The organism is Runella sp. (assembly GCF_965279615.1).
In the GTDB taxonomy this organism is placed as follows: Bacteria; Bacteroidota; Bacteroidia; order Cytophagales; family Spirosomataceae; genus Runella.
Map to the genome: position 1 here is coordinate 553871 of NZ_OZ257252.1, position 19828 is coordinate 573698.

A 19828-nucleotide genomic window follows, 5' to 3' on the forward strand; every position below is an offset into this window, starting at 1 on the left:
GTTGTTAGGGTTGTTTGACATAATTCCCGACCCAATTAACGAAGAAATACGAATACATCAAAGACCGGTACAAAATAACTTTTTCCATGATCGACAACTTTTCATTTTGGAGAAAACCTTCATTTTTTTTCAGTATTTCAATAGCTAAAAAGTGTTCATACAAATGCTTATTCGCGTCTAAATGATCTGTCCAAGTGGGGGTAAGGTCTTTCAAAAAATTGAATAAATAAGGTGTAAATTCCACTTTCGACATACGAGTCCGTACTTCTTCGGGCAAGGTTCCTGCCATTGCTCTCCGTAAAGGGCCTCTCCTCCATCCATCGTCAAATTTATATTCCAAAGGGATTGCCATGCACAACTCCCGAAGTCGTTTATCCAGAAAAGGATGGGTTACCTTGTAGGAATAATAGCTTCCGAGGGTGGCCATCAACTCGTTTGTATTGATCAAAGAGCCTGAGTTTTGCAGGTTCTCTTTTAAAATAAGCAAATTTTCATTGGGATATGCCGGTTTTCGAACCTGTTGTAAAGCAGCACTGAGCCGCTGCGGTGCTATAAATTCGGACAGAAGCAACGAAGCCCCGGGGGAAATTCGGAGTTTTACAGCGTCTTTCCTCCACCAATGAGTCAGTGATTTTAGCAGTAATGATGGGCTCCTAATGAGAACCTCAACTATTTTTTTGAGGTAGTAAAATTTTTCCAAAACCTCTTGAGTCATCAGTTCATCAAAACAATACCGTAAAACGGCGCTGTCCCGTTGTTGGTCTGTACCTCCGTTTTTGGTGATCGCCCCTGTAACTCCCCTATAAAATGCCTCCCAGTTTTTGCCCTTTAACAAAACCCTTAAGTACGCCCTTCCGTGCCCAACGACGGTATCTCCGTCGTGTCCGGTCAATAATACCCGATTTGAACTCGTCTGCATCTTTTCGTACAATAACCTGAACTTATGAAAATCTAACGGGAGCGTTTCGGGATAGCCAACACGCTGATGGTAAAGACTCATTGAGCCGTAAAAATCAGAATGCGCCTCAATGTATTCGTGGTTTAGGGAAGGATAATGCCTTAAAACGGCCTCTACATAAGCCGTTTCATCCGTTTCGGGCCGGTTTGTTCTAAAATGAAAGGTATTCAATGATCGTGATTGTTTTTCCAAATACTGTTGGGCCACACAACTTACCGACGATGAATCCAAACCGCCGCTCAAATGGGAACCAATGCCAAACGGCGTTCTGAGTCGACACGCAACGGCTTCTTCAAAATAAGCCTTGAAACACTCCGCAAATTCTTCGCGGGTTTTGAGGTGATTAAAACGTTCAAGTTGAAGATCAATGCATAATTTCAGTTCTGAAGAAGACCTATTAAATATACCTACCTGTGAAAAATGGAGGGAATTTATCTCCTGAAACATTGTATCGGTTTGGTAAAATCGATAGCCCGTAAGCGCCGACAAATAAACAGCCGCTTTGGCTTCATTTATACGTTTAGGAACGTCAGGCAAGGCCAGCAAAGCTTTCAATTCGCTCGCAAACGCAAACAAAACCCCGGGTTTGTGGTAATAATAAAACGGTCGAACGCCGCTGTGATCACGGCCACAGATAAGCGATTGACGATTATTATCCCAAAGCGCAAAGGCAAAATCACCTACCAGATGATATACCATGTCGTCGCCCCATTTTTCGTAAGCGGCCAATATCAGTTCCGCATCCGTCGGCTCGTCAGAACTGCTTTTTACAATCGCATGACTCAGAGGCTGTTCCGCAACAATGGTTCCGTCTGCCTGTCGTAACGGCGATTTTGTATGATAAAGATTGAGTATCTTGTACAATTCCCGGCGATTGTCAATTCGGGCATCTGCTACCAGCATACTTCCCGAGGGGCTGATCAACGGCTGTTGTTCATACAGGGATTCATGCGTCACATGCAGCATCAAATGCGCTAATCCGACAGATTCGTTTTGGTATGATTTTATACCGTCAGGGCCACGATGGGCAAGCTGCTCAACCATGAGCGAAAGTTCAGTGCTTACCTGGCGTCCGTCAAAATAGATGATTCCACAAATTCCGCTCATTCGATTTAAGTGCTTCCGTTGAGTTTTGCCAAAAATACGCAAGTCGTGGCAAGTAGAAAGCCCGCTGTTCGTTTTTTTGTTGGAAACATTTAACTAATTTCAATTACATGAACCGTCGGGATTTTATCAAACAATCTGCCGTCTTAGGTACCGGACTGATACTGGCACCAAGTCTCTTTGCCGAAGCAAAAAAGCTCAAAAAATTTGGTGTTCAACTCTATAGCGTTCGCGACCTGATGCCGAAAGACGCCAAAGGCACCATGAAGAAACTCGCCGAATTGGGCTATACTCAGTTTGAAAGTTACGGTGGTCCGGACTTCCTGTGGGGAATGAGTCCCTCTGAATGTAAAACCTATTTAGGCGACTTGGGCGTTAAAATGATAAGTACTCACTTCGACATCAATAAAGACCTGGACAAAAATATTGAGCGCGGCGCCGAAGCAGGCCTTCAATACATGCTTTGCCCGTACATCGGTCCTCAAAAAACCATTGACGACTGGAAGAAAAAAGCAGAGCTGTTCAATACAGTCGGCGAAAAAGTAACCAAGGCCGGAATGAAGTTTGGTTACCACAACCACGATTATTCGTTCAGACCCCTTGAAGGCCAAATTCCGCACGAAATATTGCTTGCCAATACCGACCCTAAAAAAGTAATGTTCGAGTTGGATCTGTGCTGGATCATTGCCTCAGGCCAAGATGTTTACGCTCACCTCGACAAATACGCCAAACGCTATGAGCTGGTTCATATCAAAGACATGGTAAAAGAAGGCAATAAAGTGGTACAGAAAGACTTTGGAAAAGGCACGGTCGATTATCCAACCATCCTGAAAGCAGTAAAAAAGGCAGGGATCAAGTATTATATCGTTGAACAGGAAGAATATCCGGTCTCATCGCTCGAAAGTATGAAAGTAGATGCCGAGTGGATGAAACAACTTTCAATCTGATCATCCGCTTATACAGAAAAAGCGCGCAGAGGAGATTTCCTTTGCGCGCTTTTTCTGTATAGGCGGTCGGGTTGCTCACAACCCGATACACTGTGCAGAGGGTTGCTCACAACCCGACCGGCGGACCGTCCGACCGGTAATACTATAGTTATGCTATGCCCAAGTATAAAGCTCAGGGTTTTCCTAAAACTTCGTAACCCTGTTTTTCTCTAAGTTTTTTTCCAACGCACCTTCTCTTACACCTGCTTCGGGTTTGAGAACGTACACATCCAACATGGCTTTAGGGCGCGCCAAATATTCTCTGATAAGGGTCTTGATCGAATAACCATTGGGAACATCCTGCGCGGCAAAACCAACGGCGTTCAGTCCTTCATGGTCGGCGAGGTAAAGGGCGCGCGCGTTATGAAAATTTTGCGATATGACCGTTACCCGTTCCTGTCCATATACTTCCCGGCAGCGAATCACCGAATCATAGGTACGATACCCTGCCGTATCCAACAGCATGACATCTTCCGGCACACCCAGTTTTGTCAATGCCTGCTTCATTGCTTTGGGTTCGTCGTAGGTTTCGGCTTCTTTGTTGCCGCTCAAGATCAGGTATTTTACTTTCCCTTCTTTGAACAACCGTGCCGAAGCCTCCATTCGATACCGAAAGAAAAGGTTCTCTTTGCCGCGTGCTACGTATTTACTCGTTCCAAGTACCAACCCTACATCATTGGAAGGCAAGGTATTTATGTCAAAAAACACTTTGGAACGGGTCGTGTCTACAACGATCCAATTGCATAACAATACCAACACGACCACCGAAAATACCACCCAGAATCCACCCTTGATCATTTGTTTTACCAAGGAGACCCGCAGTTTTTTGGAGCGGCGTATCGCGTCAATATGTAGCAATGCTTCTTTCATGTGCTTCGTTAAAATAAACCTAATTGTCCATTTTCATCGGTAGTATCGGTAGAAGAAGCATCATCAATACTATCTTCTTCAGCGTGTGATTCTTTTGGCGGCTCAATCATCGCCACAGGTGCCGGTTTTTCAATTTCAGGCAATGATTGTATCTGTTTAATCTCTTTTACTTTAAAATTGGAAACTTTGTTGCCTAATGCTTTCCAACCTCTTACGTCAACAAAGGCATCAAGTACCACAATCTCCTTCTGCGTCTCGGTTTTGCTTTTTTCAACAATTACCTCCATCCGCGGATGCGCATCCAGGGAAGCAAAAAGCAATTTTGACCCTTTGGTATCTCCAATGAAGGAGAATTTTTTATCAACGGTGGTCGTCTCGATCTTGAACCGTTTGGCAAAATAACTTTTCTGAGTAGCTTCAAAATAGACTGCGCTGATAGGGCGACCGGGAAGAAATTTCTCAATCTGGAGAATATCCTTGGGCTCGTATCGATTGGTCAGATCATACGTGGTCAATTCGTAGGTTCCTTCCTTATACAACACCAAGATCAGATCGCCATTGTCAAAATTCCCCAAATACCGCCCACGATCATCGCGGTTCAAACGCCCCAACACGCTGTCGTACCAAAGATCTACCCCTCCCAACGTTGATACCCCGGCCGATTTGAACACGATTTTTCGCACAGGATATTTCGTCAACACATTGCCCATTGCAGAGCGGTTCTTGATCGCTAATTGGGCAAAATTGAAATCAAACAACTTGATACGCGCCGTGCTTTGGGCCGTGAGGCTCACCGTAATTACTTCCGCTTCACCGTTGTCGTTGGCCGTAAAATAGGTGATCTTCGATTTAGGCGTTCCGAGCGTAACATCATATTCTTTGTCGCGGGTAATGCCCGTCACGGCAAATCGTTTGGCATAACTTGCGCCCGATTTTCCGTCCAGGTAGGTGACGTTATAGACTTTACGCTCATCGTTTTTCTTGAAAACTGCGACATAAATAATGTCTTTCCCTACAAATACCTTTTCCGTAATGCGTACTACTTTGTATTTTCCGTCATTTCTAAATATGATCACATCGTCAATATCCGAGCAATCCATGACATACTCGTCTTTCTTCAAACCGTATCCAACAAACCCTTCCGCCCGATTGACGTATAGTTTTTGGTTGGCGGCGGCCACCACCGTAGCGGCAATGGTATTGAATGAACGAATTTCGGTGCGGCGCTCACGGTTCTTACTGTATTTTTTCAGTAGGTCTTTGTAATACGCTATGGCGAAACGCGTCAAATTGGCCAAATTGTCCTCTACTTCTTTCAGTTCCTCTTCCAACTTACGCATGGCTTCTTCCGCTTTAAAGCCGTCGTATTTTGAGATACGCTTGATGCGAAGTTCAGTAAGGCGAAGAATATCTTCTTCGGTGATATCACGGTAAAAATCTGCTTTGAAAGGTGTTAAGCCTGCGTCGATGGTTTGAATAACGGCTTCAAAGGTCTCACATTCTTCAATATCGCGATAAATGCGGTTTTCAATGAATATTTTCTCCAGCGAACTGTAAAGCAATTTCTCTTTTAGCTCAAACCGCCTGATCTCCAACTCTCTTTTGAGCAGATGAACGGTTTGATCGTTGCACGTTCTCAGTATTTCGGAAACCGTAACAAAATGTGGGCGCTCGTCGATGATGATACAGGCGTTGGGCGAAATACTCACTTCACATTCCGTAAACGCATACAAGGCATCGATCGTAATATCAGGGGAAACGTTGGGGGCAAGATGCACCAATACTTCAACGTCCTTTGAGGTCAGATCTTCTACTTTCCGTATCTTAATTTTTCCTTCGTCGTTGGCTTTGATGATGGAATCTTTGACCGACGTGGTCGTGGTGCTGAACGGAATTTCCCGAATGATCAGCGTCTTCTTATCCAACTCTTCAATTTTGGCCCGTACCCGCACTTTTCCGCCCCGCAAACCATCGTTGTAGTTGGTAATATCAATTTGGCCGCCTGTTGGAAAATCCGGAAATAACGCAAACGTCTGCCCTTTTAAAATGGCAATGGACGCTTCGATCAATTCCACAAAATTGTGCGGCATGATCTTGGTGGAAAGACCCACCGCAATTCCTTCTACCCCCGTCGCCAAAAGCAACGGAAACTTGACCGGCAACGTGACAGGTTCACGCTTACGGCCATCGTAACTTAATTGCCATTCGGTAGTGTCGTCGTTAAAGATAACGTCATTGCCAAATTTCGAAAGCCGTACTTCTATGTAACGCGGAGCAGCAGCACTGTCGCCCGTCCGAATATCGCCCCAGTTTCCCTGGGTATCAAAGATAAGTTCTTTTTGGCCCATGTTGACAATGGCCTCGTTGATGGAGGCATCGCCGTGCGGGTGGTACTGCATGGTAGCTCCGATGACGTTGGCTACTTTGTTAAAGCGCCCATCGTCCATTTCCCGTAAGGCATGCAGAATACGGCGTTGAACCGGTTTAAGGCCATCTTCTACCGCCGGGACTGCGCGCTCCAGAATAACGTAGGAAGCATACTCCAAAAACCAATTTTGGTACATATCCCCCACATCCGACTGGTTGTGGAGAGAATCTTTTTTAGGATGTTTTTCTTCAGGTAAGGTTTCGTTGGTATCGCTCATTGTCTTTTACTAAGTGATCTTGCAAGCCGGCAGGGTAAAATAAAAGGTGTCTAAAATCCCGGTCGCACAGCGGAATGACCCGTTAATCACAAAATTTTAAAACGTAAATATACAAAAAAAGGCGTAAAAAATTGCATTTAAACCCATTCAATCCCTTTTTTAAGCAACAAATTTGTTTGCCCTTCGGGAGTGTCTGCCGTAGGGTGATAATCGTATATCCAACGCGCCATCGGCGGCAGACTCATCAAAATGGATTCGGTGCGGCCACCCGTTTCCAGTCCAAACTTTGTACCCCGGTCCCAAGCCAAATTAAATTCGGCGTACCTTCCCCGGCGCACCAACTGCCATTCTTTTTCCGTTTCGCTGAAAGCAAGGTCTTTGTTTTTTAACATCAGATACGTATACGTTGGGGCAAACGTTTCGCCGACTTCCCGCACGAAATGAAAAAGCGGTTCTTTGTCTTGTGACTTCAAATAATCAAAAAAGATACCTCCCACGCCGCGCGTTTCCTGACGGTGCGGAATGTAGAAGTAATCATCCGCCCATTTTTTAAATTTGGGATAATAGCTCGGGTCGTGTTTATCACAAGAGGCTTTCAGTTGTTGATGAAACCAACGGGCATCTTCTTCCACCACATAATGCGGTGTAAGATCAATCCCACCGCCAAACCAACTCACGCCGTTAGACAGTTCGAAATAACGCACGTTCATGTGAATGATGGGCACCTTCGGGCTGTGCGGGTGCATCACTATTGACACCCCCGTGGCAAAATAATCGGCCTGTTCGGTCAGGTTCATCTGACGCATGAGGGCTTCGGAGGTTTGGCCTTGTACGGCCGAAAAATTCACCCCGCCTTTTTCAATGATGCTGCCGTTTTCCAACACCCGTGAACGTCCGCCGCCGCCGCTGTGGTGGTTCCATTGATCTTCTTTGAATTTCCCCGACCCATCGGCAGTTTCAAGGGCTTGGCAAATGGTATCCTGTAATTGTTGAAAGTAAGTGGCAATCGTATCGCGCATGAATGTTACGGTTGTGTTCGGTGGTTTTGAATGACTTCTAAAAAATCAGGTAGTATTCTCGTAATAAAGCCCGGAAATCGTCGGAATATGCTCCGTCGAGGCGGTGAATATAGAGAGTTTCGGGAATAGGTTCGGCATGTTTACGCTCAAAAGTGGTAATCATCCGAAACAACGGCTTATCCGACCGCTGAAAAACCTGCAATTGGCGCGTTGGCCAAAATCCTGACTCTGCGGCAATTTCCGTCAGAAGTTGGGTTTCATAAGGTGGCAATAATACCACAAAACGCCCTTCTGTTGATAACAACCGTTTTACCGATACCACCAACTCAAACAGCGAAAGTGTATCCGTATGCAAAGCACGATTGCGCACCTGAGACGGCGAATGCAGGTGGTTGGAAAAAAAGGGAGGATTGCTGATGATCAGGTCGTACCTCTCGCCAGTATTCATGAAAGACCAATCCTGAATGCAGGCATGATGCACGGCAATGCGTTCGGCAAAAGGGCTTTGAGCCACGTTGTCAATGGCTTGCAGGTAATTTTGTGCTTCAATTTCTACTGCGTCAATGTGCATCAACGTATTTCTTTGCGCCGCCATCAACGCCAACAAACCCGTTCCGGTGCCGATATCCAACGCTTGCTTTACGCTCGTTACATCTGCATACGCCCCCAAAATACACGCTTCCGTGCAGACCTTCAACGCACTGCGATCATGCCAAACGGTAAATTGTTTAAAACGAAAAAAAGGAGACGGAACGCGGGGCATTGATGACTGTTTTTTGTGCAAAGGTAGAGGTTCGAGGTTGAAAATGGTAAAATAGACAACGTAATAACGCCTCTTGCTTATTTGGCTTCACAAGCCTATTTTTGAAATCAGACTTACCACAAATACATGAAACCGTTATTTGTATTACTCGGTACATTTGGCATTAGCCTATTGGCGACCTATTTTTTTACCGAAGCCATTGATTATCCTCTTTCGGGAAGAATTGCGATGTCGGCCATGTTGGTCTTTACGGCCATTGGGCATTTTGCTTTTACCAAAGGAATGGCCATGATGGTGCCTGATTTTATTCCTTTCAAAACCGAAATGGTATACGCTACCGGCGTCATTGAACTGTTGGCGGCCATCGGTTTGCTCATTCCCGGCCTTAAAGTACTAGCTGCTTGGGCGTTGATTCTCTTTTTTATCGTATTATTACCCGGCAATATCAAAGCGGCCATTAAACGCATTGATTATGAAAAAGGCACTTATGAAGGAAAAGGCATCACGTATTTATGGTTCAGAGTTCCTTTACAAATCCTGTTCATTGCCTGGACATATCTAAGTGCCATTATGTTTCCTTGAATATGCTTTAACAATAAATTTTGTGCGACCCCGGATGGGGTCAGACATTTGTAGAAAAACCATCCCTCTATAGACGTCTGACCCCATCCGGGGTCGCACAAAACGATAGAAATCAATGTAAACCCGGTAGTTATAAACCGGTAATTAGCAGAGTATTAAATCAACGCAAACAAACTTCTTTTCAGCCATTATGGAAATAACATATCGCCTTGATATCACTCCAACTCCTGAACAGGTCATTGAATTGTACACCAACAGCGGACTTAAACGACCCACAAACGACAGAGAAAGAATCCAAAAAATGTTTGATAATGCTAACCTTATCGCAACCGCTTGGGACGGTGAGTTACTCGTGGGCGTTTCGCGTTCCATTACCGACTGGGTGTGGAGTTGCTATCTCGCTGACCTTGCCGTTCGGCATGATTATAAAAAAGCGGGGATCGGAAAAAAGCTCATTGAAATGACCAAAGAAAAAGTCGGGGAACAGTCAATGGTTTTGTTATTATCGGTGCCAACGGCCATGGAATATTACCCAAAAGTAGGTTTTACCAAGCAGGAAAGCAGCTTCATTATCAATCGGACAAAGTGAAACGTATGGAAAGATACCAAAATTTAAGTGGCGAGTCGGGCATTTACGCCTACGAAATTGACGACAAAAGCATCAAAGTGCAATTTAAGGATGGCACGTTTTACCTTTATACGTATGAAAGTGCCGGGGAAAGCAACATTGAGAAAATGAAAGAACTGGCCAAAGCAGGCCGAGGGCTGAATGGTTTTGTCATGGATTTTGTCAAAAACAAATACGATTCAAAATCCTACTAACCAATCTTTTATCATCGAATCATTTTCGCCCGAAATCAGCGGGATTTTCGCCCCAAAATTCGGTTTCCCATTTCAGGATCTGATTCGTAAACTTGTTTTTGGAAAGCCATTCTTCGGCGCGTTGGAGCAGTTCAAATAGTTGCTTGTTTCGGGGCGTTACTTCGAGCTTGGTATTGGCGTGTTTGCGTTTTATCCAACTGATGGCCGTTCGGGAGTCTGAATAAATGGGCAGGTTGCTTTGGTGCTTTTGCAGGTAGGCTAAGCCGTGAACAATCGCCAAAAATTCTCCGATGTTGTTCGTTCCATCCTTAAATGGCCCCTGGTGAAATATCTTTTGACCTGTCCTTAGGTATACGCCTTGGTATTCCACATCGCCCGTGGCGGTGTTCCAGGCCGCATCTACGGCAATGCTTTCCAGGTTTGGATTTCCGATCTTGGCAGGAGCTTCTTTCAGCGGGGCTTTGGCGATTTTGGGCGAAATAAACTCCCAATAATTTTCTTTCAGGGCTTCTTCGGCTTCTTTGAGCGTATCAAATGATTTGAACTTTGCTTCGGGAAAACCTTTAATCTGCGCTTCACAATCAGTCCAATCCGTAAACACACCTCGTTTACGCCCTTCCCATACAACATAGTATTTCTGTTTTTTAGCCATGCCACAAACTTACAAAAGTGTGGGTAAAAAAAGTGAATACCCGCTTCTAATCATAGTCTATTGTGAGTATTTGTTTGTAATACATTATTGATAAGTGAATTAGCCTGTAAAGAAAGCAATCTCCTTCTTGTGAAAGAATGATACAAGCAATGTTGTATTTTTTCTGACCTCTTCGATTTTTTCCAATAACACTTCGGCCAAATCTTTTAAACAAAGAAAAACGGCACGGATTTCCATGGTTTAAGCAAGCATAGGCGTATAATTTTTATCATATTTCTGTTGGCGGTGAACAACCGAGCAAACTCGATGAATAAGCTTATTACGCACCGAATTCAGAACTAACATTTTGTTTTTACCTTCAGCTACTTTGCGTTTGTAATAATCTTGTAGCTCCCCTTTAGCACAAATAACAGACATCGCCCCCAAATGGAGTAAGCTTTTGAGTCGTTTACGTGCATGTTGGTTCACTTTGGTTTTTCCTCGGATACTACTGCCTGATTGATATTCAAAGGGCGCCACACCGGCATGACAAGCCAGCTTTTTGGGATTATTTATTGTATTAAATTCTTCTGTTGCAATAATTAACTCTGTCGCTGTCGTAGGTCCAATACCGGGTACAGACGTGACTAATGAGAATAGTTTTTTCAATTGCTCGTCAGCTTGGATTAGATCATGTATGCGCTTGTCTGTACTTTTCAAATCTGCATCAATTGCCTTAATAGATGCCTGACAGCTTTTAACCAGTTCTTTTTGGAGTAAAGGATTAATGAATCGCTCTTGTTCATTGATAGGTTGCTGTAATTGCTGACGTATCAAGAGTAAACGCTGACGTAGAACACTGAGAGCAGCCAGTTTTTGTAAAACGAGGCGTTGTGGACTCCAAAGCTGCATTTTATCACGAAAGCGATAGGCATATTCAGCTATTCTTATCGAATCAATTGCATCGTTCTTACCACGTTGCAAACCTCCTGCCCGTTTAATCTGCAAACTGTTTTCCAGCCAAGTAGGAAAGTGTAACTTATGCAGATAGGATAGCAGATGAGCACAATATATGCCCGTATGTTCCAGGCAACAAACAGCTTCAGAGACTTTAAAATTCGGCAAAACTTTAATAAGTTTAAGAGCCGCTTTAATTCCGGCTTCAGAATTGACGCATTGTGTTTGTAAAATAATAGTTTTGCCGTCTGAGACAGCCCAGTCAAGCGTAGCTTTTGAGACATCAACTCCAATGTAAAATTGAGTAGTCATAATAGTAATATGTTAAAGTTTAAACTGGTCGCTTAGCCTGTAACTCGAACCCTTACTAATGGGGCTTTTCCCCGAATTTCCATTTGAGTATTAGCCAAGCAATACAAGATGGGGCCTGAATCCGTGCTTAGATCAATATCTCGGGCGCCCCCTAGGTAACCCACCCTGTGTTTTTGAAAGCAAACTAAACTAAATCTTGAAATATTACCACACTACAAACCTAAAGGACCGCCCCGCTTACTAATGAGTCATTATACTCGAATTTCCATTTGAGCTTAAGAAAGCCTGAAAGAGCAGGACCTTAATCCGAGCATAGATCAAAATCTTGGCCACCCCATAGGAAACCCTGCCCTTTTTCTTCTAACTACAAGTTATGTTAATTCTTAGAATTTTACCAGATTGCAAATCTAAAGGACCGCCCCGCCTATTTTTCAACTCTCGTTTCAATTGACTCCATAGCGACTCGACGGGACGGTTGGCCGCTGCCATTTAGCTCCGGGCTATAGCCGGGCAGAGTGACCAGATGTACTCTTCCCTTCTTATGTGTCAGGAAGTCTTTGACGGCCTGACTGCGGTGGATGGTGGCACCATCCCATAGGCGGCCCTGCCATATTACAATAATATTCCTGCTACGGTTCCCATCATTAAGTCAGGCAAATATAATAAATGACACATTGATAAATGAGATAACATTATGAGACACTTTTTGCAATTAATTAAGGTGTTTTTTCAGTATGTGAGACGGTAAATTAGGCTGTATATTGTTCGACCAATTCCTGATTTCTATAGTTAATGTATCCATAGAGCTTATTGACTTTAATTAACACAATAAAATTTAAATGAGTACTATATGATAAGTATTCAACATGCGCAAAGACTTGTAGAAAATGTATTGCAAGAATTGGAAAAAAAATCACTTTGTCACCTGAAAATAATGGAAGGTGAAATTATAGAGTTTAAATATGGGTGGATTTTTTTTTACCAATCTGAAGAGTTTGTTGTTACAGGCAATGAGGATGCGATGGTAGGTGGTAATGCCCCAATCATTGTAGATAAATTCAATGCAACAACCCACATTACCGGAACAAGATATGGAGAAAATTTTTATTTAGATAAATACTGCAAGTTTAGAGATAATATTAAAAAATTTTACGAAGAAATCGGGTGATTTTTATCATAGGTGTACCGATTTAACCACTAGCTTATTTCGGTAAACTTTTGCTTGTTTCAGCTACCCTACTTATAATAAAATTCATTATTGAACGCTTTTACGGAGTACTTCAAAAGAGTTCTCCACTTCTTAATTGGTAGATTTTTAGGGACACTTACACTCCTACAGCACCCAAACCGGCTGTACACTGTTGAGTTGTAGATTTTTCTGCTTTCTTATTTGTTACTGTTTTCATATTGCTTCTGTTAGTACTTACCTAAAGGTTAGTACTAACCTTCTGTATAGTGCTTACTTTTTGTAAGTTAAGGTAAGTAGTTTTGTGTTCGCAAAATATAAAACAACAAACAATGAATAAGATTTTAGTAACCGGCGCAACCGGACAATTGGGAAGTGCAGTCGTGAACGAGTTGCTACAAAAGGTAAGTGCAAGTGATATTTCTGTATTGGTTCGTACTCCTGAAAAAGCAGCGGATTTAAAAGCAAAAGGTGTAACTATTATAAAAGGAGATTATACTGATTATGCTTCTTTAGTTGCAGCTTTCAAAGATGTAGAAAAATTATACTTCGTTTCAAGTAGCGATGTGATGAACCGTTTTGGTCAACATCAAAATGTAGTGAAAGCTGCTGTTGAAGCGGGTGTAGGTCATATTATTTTTACCAGTGTTCAACGCAAATCAGAAGATGGCACATCTCCTGTTGCTTTGATTGCGGATGCACATTGGAAAACAGATGATTTAATCAGCCGATCAGGACTTACTTACACCATTTTAAAGCATGGTTTGTACACGGATATTTTGCCGATGTTTATGGGCGATAAGGTGATTGAAACAGGTACTGTTTTTTTACCTGCCGGTAATGGTAAATCTTCTTATGCAAGCCGTAATGATTTAGCTGCTGCCGGTGCTGTCATCCTCACTACTCAAGGACATGAGAATAAAGTGTATGAGTTTGGTGGTCCTGTATCTTATTCCTTTCATGACATTGCAGAAATTCTTAGTGAACTGTCAGGGAAAAGCATTCAGTATGTTTCTCCTTCGGCTGAAGTCTATGCTGAACAGTTAAAAAGCTATGGTGTGGCTGATGAAATGATACAAGGTGCTGCTTCTTTTTGTGTGGCCATTGCACAAGGTGAATTTGATTTTCCAGCTACCGATTTGGAAACAATCATGGGAAGCAAGCCGCAGTCAGTAAAAGAGTATTTGAAAGCTGCTTACCACTTGTAACAGATGTAGTCTCCGAAGTTTACCGAATTATAAAGCCCTAAAAAGGGCTTTATAATTTTAGATAGGTTTCAGCCATACCGTTTAATCCGTGCTACAGGAAGCTCGTTTTAGGGCTGCGTACAACATTATGTTTGCGAAAAGGCGGGCTAATGTGCGTAATTTAGGCTTGTTTGTTTTCTCAGGGCTTTCTCCTAAAACTTTTTTGATATTCAAAAAGTGAACCAACTCCTTGCTTTTATCACGAAACAGGTCAATAAGAGAGTTCATCGCTTGTTTTGGCCGCTCAGAGTGATACCGATATTCACGTCTCTGATAGCGGCCATGCTTGAATTGAGGGGAATCAAGCCTGACAAACTCGGCCGACAGCCACGCCCGTTTTATGAGACGTAAATTTGGGTAGAAATTGTCAAACGAAGTCATGATTTCAATAAGAAGATAACAATTCCAATTAGTTACTGTCACAGCCTTCAATTCGTGCCTCTATCATTGTAAAACGATCCGCTTCAAAACCGGGTTTGAATTCAATCGATTTTCCTGCAGTCATTAAAATCGTTTCTCCAAAACCAACTTTTCCATTACTAACAATGGTATTTCTTGCCTGATACTCCGAATTGTTTATATCGCCACTTAGAACCGGGTAAGACTCTTTACAATCGGCTACCATAAAAGTTCCTTCCTGAAAAACGGGTTCCCCATTTGTGCAATAGCCCAATGCCAAAAAAGTATATTTCCCTACCTCATATTTAGTATCTATGGTTATGGCTTCAATAAGACTGTTTCCCTGAGATGCCAAAAGTACCCAGTTACCTTCCTTCGCTTTTATGAATACATTAATACTGTCAAGATTGGTGCCACTCAATGAAAATTGCAGTCGCCCTCCCTTGTTAACCGTTTTACCATTTAGGGGAAGTTGAACACTAACCCTACCATTGGGTGGATTGCCATTGGAAGCGGGAGCAACATATTCCAGCATTTTCGGAGCATACCCGTTAGTGGAAAACGAACCGGTTTTTGGACTGGATTTAAGTAACTCAATTACTTTACTGATAAGTTGACTGTTTTCCTGTGCCTGAGAGTGAGCCTGCAGATTAATAAGACTTGTAGCATCTCCGGCTAATCCCCCCAATTGACTTTCATATGAAACGACATAATCGCTCAGGTCATTTCCAAACAAATCATTTAATGACATATTGTATCCGAATCGGACGCCTTTATACTTAGCTGAAGGCTCGGGAGGAGGGGTGTGAGGGTAAACAGTCCCTATGGCATGAACAGGCACTTTATTCTTATTTAACCTGCCCTGATTATTCAGCGTATTTGCGATGGTCTTTCCGTGACCGACCTGTAAATCATAGGCAGCTCCTCCCCAATCGCCGGCACTTCGGGCAATACTTCCCATGGCCGTTTCTGCAAAAGCAGGATCCGCCAACCTGTTCGCCGAATGCGCCCCTGAGTGAGGTGTGTTGTGAGTAATCAACTTATTAATGTCTCCCTGATAACCATCGCTTTGAAGGTAAATTCTGGAAAGTAACCCTCCCATACTGTGAGCGACAATATCCACCTTGCCAGCGGCAAATTTTTTATGGACAGCATTCCCCAACAGGCGGTTAATATGGTTTTTTACTACCTCTTTATTTACTTCAAAATGGTCATTATGTGTTTTCCTGTAATCAGCTTTAAGCATTATATTTCTTGTATAAAGATTCCCGTATTGAAGTTGATTATACATCACAATATACGACGATCCCTTATCCGCTTTGCCATGAACCATTAACAATGGAGGTCTGTAAAGATGGAGATCATAGACATCAACAACACTACCATATTGTTGATTGACTGCTTCAATATGATATACCTCATACAGCCCGGCTGCAGGCGGGATGATTGGATGATTGTAAATAAACTGAATGCCGTTAGAAGCGATGCTTGGCGAATCAAAATGACCATATCGATCCTTATCGATTACATTGGGATCTTCTTTTATTCGAAGCTTCCAATAGGAAGGGCTTTGAAAATCTGGCGCTGAAAGCGTAAACACAGAAACATTACTGCCATCTGCACAAACTTTAAAAGGTTGAATATCACTCAGCAATTGAAGCGATGATGAAGTCGACAAGTTTACCGAATGTTGAAATCCGGTAATGTGGATTCCCTTCAATTTGACGACCCAAAAATCGATTCCTCCTTGATTGCCCGAGACATCTCCATCATTTGAAGAAGTATACCCTGCAAAAACGCACCCGCCGTCAGCTGTTTTATGAATGGCCAAAACCTCCTCCCCACGGATTCCGCCATAACATTGTTGCCATATGATCTGCCCCAAGTCATTTAATTTTACCAGCCAGGCATCACTGGAATAATCACGGCTGTGATTTGACGTAACATCTCCATCGACAGATTGGGTATAGCCTCCCACAACATATCCCTCATCTCGGGTTTGCTGGATGGACCGAGCGCCTTCCTGACCTGAACCGCCAAGTGATTTTTGCCATTGGATCTGTCCTTGACTACTGAGTTTTAAGACCCAGTAATCCAATGATCCATGCTGTCCGGTTATGTGCCCATCACTTGAAGCTGATTCTCCGGCTATGATATACCCTCCATCTGATGTTTGACTAACCGAATAAGCATCATCATGATTTGAACCGCCATATTGTTGTCTCCATTGAACCTGCCCCTGAGAATCAAGTTTTACAACCAAAAAGTTTTTGGAATCGGAAGTCGTTTGCAGAAAGCCTGCAGTTATATATCCTCCGTCAATTGTTTTTGATATAGATCGAAGTATGTCAAAACCGATTGTTTCAATCATTTGTTGCCATATCGTATTACCTTCACTGTCCATTTTCAGTATCCAGGAATCGGCATCTGAATACGAACCGTTCAAAATAGAATACCCCAGAATAATAATGTTCCCATCACCGGCGATCTCTAGGGCCGTGGGTCTGTTACGAAGAATATCAATGGTTTTTTGCCAAAGAATACTGCCCTGTTTATCAAGTTTGGCTATCCATCCAAACTCATTGCCGTTATAATAGGATGATCCTGTAACTATATAATTGCTGTCAAGGCTTTGTTTGATATGATAAGCTTCGTTAAAATAATTAATAGTTCCAATGGTTTGTTGCCATTGGATTTGCCCCTGACTGTTTAACTTTACGACCAAAGCATTTTTAATCGAATAATCATTTGTATAGCTGTATCCTGCCACAATAGATCCACCCTCAAAAGTTGGCGCAATGGATGCGGCTCTTTCTTCTCCCGACCCGCCAATACATTGTTGCCATTCCATGGAGGGTAATTGAGCATAGGATTGGTGATGAGCCATGCATAAAAAACAAAATAGATACCGCTTAAAATTGCAAATTTTATAAGTAACTTTTTGTAGATTGGGTAAGAAATGAACCGGTAAAAAGGGATACGTTTTCAAATAGATCAATGGTTTCATAAATACAACAGAACATTAAAGTAATGAAAAGATAAAGGGGGTGCGGGTTTTACTTTGAAGATAGTTTTTTGTGTCAATCGCGACCTTAACCCGCAAAAGATTGTAGCCTCTTTTGTGAATTGAATGTAACGGCTGAAAATTTATTGTTACCTCCACTTTTATTGATGGATGAATAAAGTTGTAAATTTTGTATTTTCCGATCATGATCACAAACTACAAACCATCGGATTACGAAGTGCTACGCCGCCGCGGTTTCGAGTTGAAGCAAGTAGGCTGGAAGCGGAAAGATATTGCTTTAGCCTTGGGATTGACGGCAGGATGGGTCAGCCAAACTTTAAAGAAGCACCGAGAGAAGGGGTTAGATGGTCTTTTGGCTCGCAAACCTACCGGTTGTCCCCCTAAGCTAGGACCTGAGCAGCTCTCTCAATTAGCCGCAGAGTTAAACTTGGGGGCGGTCAACCACGGCTTCCCTAACCATATTTGGACGCGAGCCCGTGTTAATGAAGTGATTGTCAAAAAGTTTGGGTGGTACGCCACCGCGGGTCAGCTACGATTTAACGCAAGTAGGGTGCCTGTTGAGGAAGATTGGATGGAGTTTGCAGAAGACCGTCAAAAAGGCTCGCCAGCAGAACGAAGCCAAAGTTAAGCAGTGGCGGGAAGAAGCAATTTTGGAGTTAAAAATGATTTTCAGGAAAAGAGCATAGGCTTCCGCAGCCTGAATGATGCTATTGATACCATTACTGCTCAAGGCAGATTAGTGTTCAACATCTTTGCTTCACTGGCCGAATTTGATCGCATCGGCGAACCGACGGGATTTAATACGCCAACGCACAAAGGCAGGTTTATCCGCTGCTCGTGCTCGAGGGCGTTTAGGAGGTAAGCCGAAGGGATTGAGCAAAGATGCTTTATCAAAAGCGGAGGCCGCCGGAACTTTATATGAAAAACAGGAAAAGACCGTCGCTGAGAATGGCAAATTATTAGGCCTCAGTCGTGCCACAGTTTATCGCTAGTTAGATTTGCATCCTAAACCCTCTGAATAAGGATCAATTGTGATTTATTTTTAAAACTACATCTTTTACAAACATATGATGTTGGTCGTATGTCTGTAAAATTCAAGGGTTCATATGCAAATGGGCGTATGTAGCTGTACAAAACACCACAAGCCGGCTTAACATTAATAGGCCTTCTTCTTCCAATGGGGGCAGATGCAACTATTTATTCTTTTTGGTGTCTTTTCGTCAAAATCATAATATATGGAAGCAGTCCGCATTACTGCCATTATTTTTTTAGCACTCCTAAAGATTACTGCTTTTGGGCAGATCAAAACTGCGGCAGGACAAGTCATCAGGTTCGCCCAAATGGATTTGTTCATCCGCCACCAGATGGATTCCTTGAAACTACCGGGTGCATCAGTAGCAATTATTCGTAACGGCAAAATCATCTATGAGAGGTCTTTTGGCTATGCGAATATCGATTCCCTCAAAAAAGTAGACCAGCAGACCATATTTGAAGCGGCTTCGCTATCCAAAGCTGTTTTCGGCTACTTCATTTTGAAACTTCGTCAGGATAGAAAGCTCCAGTTAGATTTGAACCAACCCGTCTATCACTATTTTTCGTATCCTGATATTGTGGGTGACGAGCGAAACGAACGGGTGACAGCCAGTATGCTCTTGAGTCATACGTCAGGTTTGCCCAACTGGCGGGAACATGGCAAACTGACATTCAAATTGACGCCTGGCTTACAGTATTTCTATTCCGGCGAAGGCTTCGAATACCTGGCTAAAGCCGTAGAATATTTGACGCATACCAATTCCTGTACGTTTGACAGCCTTTTCCAACAGGAAGTGGCTATTCCGTTGAGCCTGCACCATTTTGGCTATGTCGGCAACCCCTATTTGGCTCGACATAAAGCGTATGGGTATTATTCGAATGCCAAGGACAGCAAAGGCGAACTTCGCCCCGTGCCCGATTATTTCGGGGCAGCACACACGCTGCATACCAACGCACATGATTATGCGCTGTTCCTCACGGCTATCATGAAAGGCAAGGGGTTGAACAAAGCCAATGTTGATTCCTTACTAAAACCCAGGGTACAGACCCGCTTTCCCGATAATAATCTCCAAAATGTTTTCTATGCGTATGGCTTCGCGGTGGAAAAAACGCCTTTTGGCACCCGCTACATGCATACGGGCAATAACGGCAACTTCACGGGTGGCTTCATGTTCTTCCGGGATAAGCAATTGGGCTATGTTGTCTTAACCAATGGCGATCATGGAATAGAGCTGGATGCTAAGCTGGCTCACCTGATGACTTACGGATTTTCATCCACTAACAAATAAA

Annotated in this window: 20 protein-coding genes; 10 read left to right on the forward strand and 10 right to left on the reverse strand. The window is 43.1% G+C overall.

Annotated elements, in window-relative coordinates; translation table 11 throughout:
* Positions 1-4 precede the first annotated feature (4 nt).
* Entirely contained in the window at positions 5-2065 is a 2061-nt protein-coding gene (locus tag ACQY73_RS02465) for an asparagine synthase-related protein (protein ID WP_428660967.1), read from the reverse strand.
* Between the two features lie 107 nt (positions 2066-2172).
* Here ACQY73_RS02465 and ACQY73_RS02470 point away from each other — a divergent pair, with 107 nt between their 5' ends.
* Positions 2173-3009 (forward strand): sugar phosphate isomerase/epimerase family protein, encoded by an 837-nt coding sequence (locus ACQY73_RS02470; protein WP_428660970.1) that lies wholly within the window; start codon positions 2173-2175, stop codon positions 3007-3009.
* 183 nt (positions 3010-3192) lie between these two features.
* Here ACQY73_RS02470 and ACQY73_RS02475 read toward each other — a convergent pair whose 3' ends face one another.
* The 4 genes from ACQY73_RS02475 to ACQY73_RS02490 form a co-directional block, all read right to left on the reverse strand.
* Positions 3193-3918: a SanA/YdcF family protein gene (locus ACQY73_RS02475; protein ID WP_428660972.1), complete on the reverse strand. Its 726-nt coding sequence runs from the start codon at positions 3916-3918 to the stop codon at positions 3193-3195.
* Positions 3919-3926: 8 nt separating this feature from the next.
* The gene (locus ACQY73_RS02480; RefSeq protein ID WP_428660975.1) at positions 3927-6563 is read right to left on the reverse strand and encodes a DNA gyrase/topoisomerase IV subunit A; all 2637 of its coding nucleotides are present in this window, start codon (positions 6561-6563) and stop codon (positions 3927-3929) included.
* Positions 6564-6700: 137 nt separating this feature from the next.
* Positions 6701-7582 carry an oxygen-dependent coproporphyrinogen oxidase gene (gene hemF / locus ACQY73_RS02485; RefSeq protein ID WP_428660978.1) on the reverse strand — a complete coding sequence of 294 codons (882 nt, stop codon included), beginning with the start codon at positions 7580-7582 and terminating at the stop codon, positions 6701-6703.
* A 37-nt stretch (positions 7583-7619) separates the two neighbouring features.
* Positions 7620-8345, reverse strand: a complete 726-nt coding sequence (locus ACQY73_RS02490; RefSeq protein WP_428660981.1) for a tRNA1(Val) (adenine(37)-N6)-methyltransferase — start codon at positions 8343-8345, stop codon at positions 7620-7622.
* Positions 8346-8471: 126 nt separating this feature from the next.
* Between ACQY73_RS02490 and ACQY73_RS02495 the strand changes: the two genes are divergently transcribed.
* From ACQY73_RS02495 to ACQY73_RS02505, 3 genes are all read left to right on the forward strand, one after another.
* Entirely contained in the window at positions 8472-8927 is a 456-nt protein-coding gene (locus tag ACQY73_RS02495; protein WP_428660984.1) for a DoxX family protein, read from the forward strand.
* A 190-nt stretch (positions 8928-9117) separates the two neighbouring features.
* On the forward strand, positions 9118-9516 hold the full coding sequence (locus ACQY73_RS02500; RefSeq protein ID WP_428660987.1) for a GNAT family N-acetyltransferase: 399 nt from the start codon (positions 9118-9120) through the stop codon (positions 9514-9516).
* A 5-nt stretch (positions 9517-9521) separates the two neighbouring features.
* Positions 9522-9749 carry a hypothetical protein gene (locus ACQY73_RS02505; RefSeq protein WP_428660990.1) on the forward strand — a complete coding sequence of 76 codons (228 nt, stop codon included), beginning with the start codon at positions 9522-9524 and terminating at the stop codon, positions 9747-9749.
* A 19-nt stretch (positions 9750-9768) separates the two neighbouring features.
* Here ACQY73_RS02505 and ACQY73_RS02510 read toward each other — a convergent pair whose 3' ends face one another.
* From ACQY73_RS02510 to ACQY73_RS02525, 4 genes are all read right to left on the reverse strand, one after another.
* Complete coding sequence (locus ACQY73_RS02510) at positions 9769-10401, reverse strand: viroplasmin family protein (protein WP_428660992.1); 633 nt, start codon at positions 10399-10401, stop codon at positions 9769-9771.
* 99 nt (positions 10402-10500) lie between these two features.
* Entirely contained in the window at positions 10501-10638 is a 138-nt protein-coding gene (locus tag ACQY73_RS02515; RefSeq protein ID WP_428660995.1) for a hypothetical protein, read from the reverse strand.
* A gap of 3 nt (positions 10639-10641) precedes the next feature.
* Positions 10642-11649: an IS110 family transposase gene (locus ACQY73_RS02520; protein WP_428657729.1), complete on the reverse strand. Its 1008-nt coding sequence runs from the start codon at positions 11647-11649 to the stop codon at positions 10642-10644.
* Positions 11650-12073: 424 nt separating this feature from the next.
* The gene (locus ACQY73_RS02525; RefSeq protein WP_428668402.1) at positions 12074-12271 is read right to left on the reverse strand and encodes a transposase; all 198 of its coding nucleotides are present in this window, start codon (positions 12269-12271) and stop codon (positions 12074-12076) included.
* A gap of 228 nt (positions 12272-12499) precedes the next feature.
* On the opposite strand from ACQY73_RS02525, the gene ACQY73_RS02530 reads away from it, so the two are divergent.
* A complete protein-coding gene (locus tag ACQY73_RS02530) occupies positions 12500-12817 on the forward strand; it encodes a YrhB domain-containing protein (RefSeq protein ID WP_428660997.1) in 318 nt (105 codons plus the stop codon).
* Between the two features lie 350 nt (positions 12818-13167).
* Entirely contained in the window at positions 13168-14043 is an 876-nt protein-coding gene (locus ACQY73_RS02535; protein WP_428660999.1) for an SDR family oxidoreductase, read from the forward strand.
* A gap of 448 nt (positions 14044-14491) precedes the next feature.
* Here ACQY73_RS02535 and ACQY73_RS02540 read toward each other — a convergent pair whose 3' ends face one another.
* A complete protein-coding gene (locus tag ACQY73_RS02540) occupies positions 14492-17368 on the reverse strand; it encodes an esterase/lipase family protein (RefSeq protein ID WP_428661002.1) in 2877 nt (958 codons plus the stop codon).
* Between the two features lie 322 nt (positions 17369-17690).
* Between ACQY73_RS02540 and ACQY73_RS02545 the strand changes: the two genes are divergently transcribed.
* The 4 genes from ACQY73_RS02545 (at position 17691) to ACQY73_RS02560 (ending at position 19827) form a co-directional block, all read left to right on the forward strand.
* Positions 17691-18134 (forward strand): helix-turn-helix domain-containing protein, encoded by a 444-nt coding sequence (locus ACQY73_RS02545; RefSeq protein ID WP_428661004.1) that lies wholly within the window; start codon positions 17691-17693, stop codon positions 18132-18134.
* A complete protein-coding gene (locus ACQY73_RS02550; RefSeq protein WP_428661007.1) occupies positions 18085-18192 on the forward strand; it encodes a hypothetical protein in 108 nt (35 codons plus the stop codon). Before ACQY73_RS02545 ends, ACQY73_RS02550 begins: the two co-directional genes overlap by 50 nt.
* Positions 18193-18215: 23 nt before the next feature.
* Entirely contained in the window at positions 18216-18368 is a 153-nt protein-coding gene (locus ACQY73_RS02555; protein WP_428668404.1) for a hypothetical protein, read from the forward strand.
* A gap of 373 nt (positions 18369-18741) precedes the next feature.
* Positions 18742-19827, forward strand: coding sequence for a serine hydrolase domain-containing protein (locus ACQY73_RS02560; protein ID WP_428661010.1), 1086 nt, complete (start codon positions 18742-18744; stop codon positions 19825-19827).
* Position 19828: the final 1 nt, after the last annotated feature.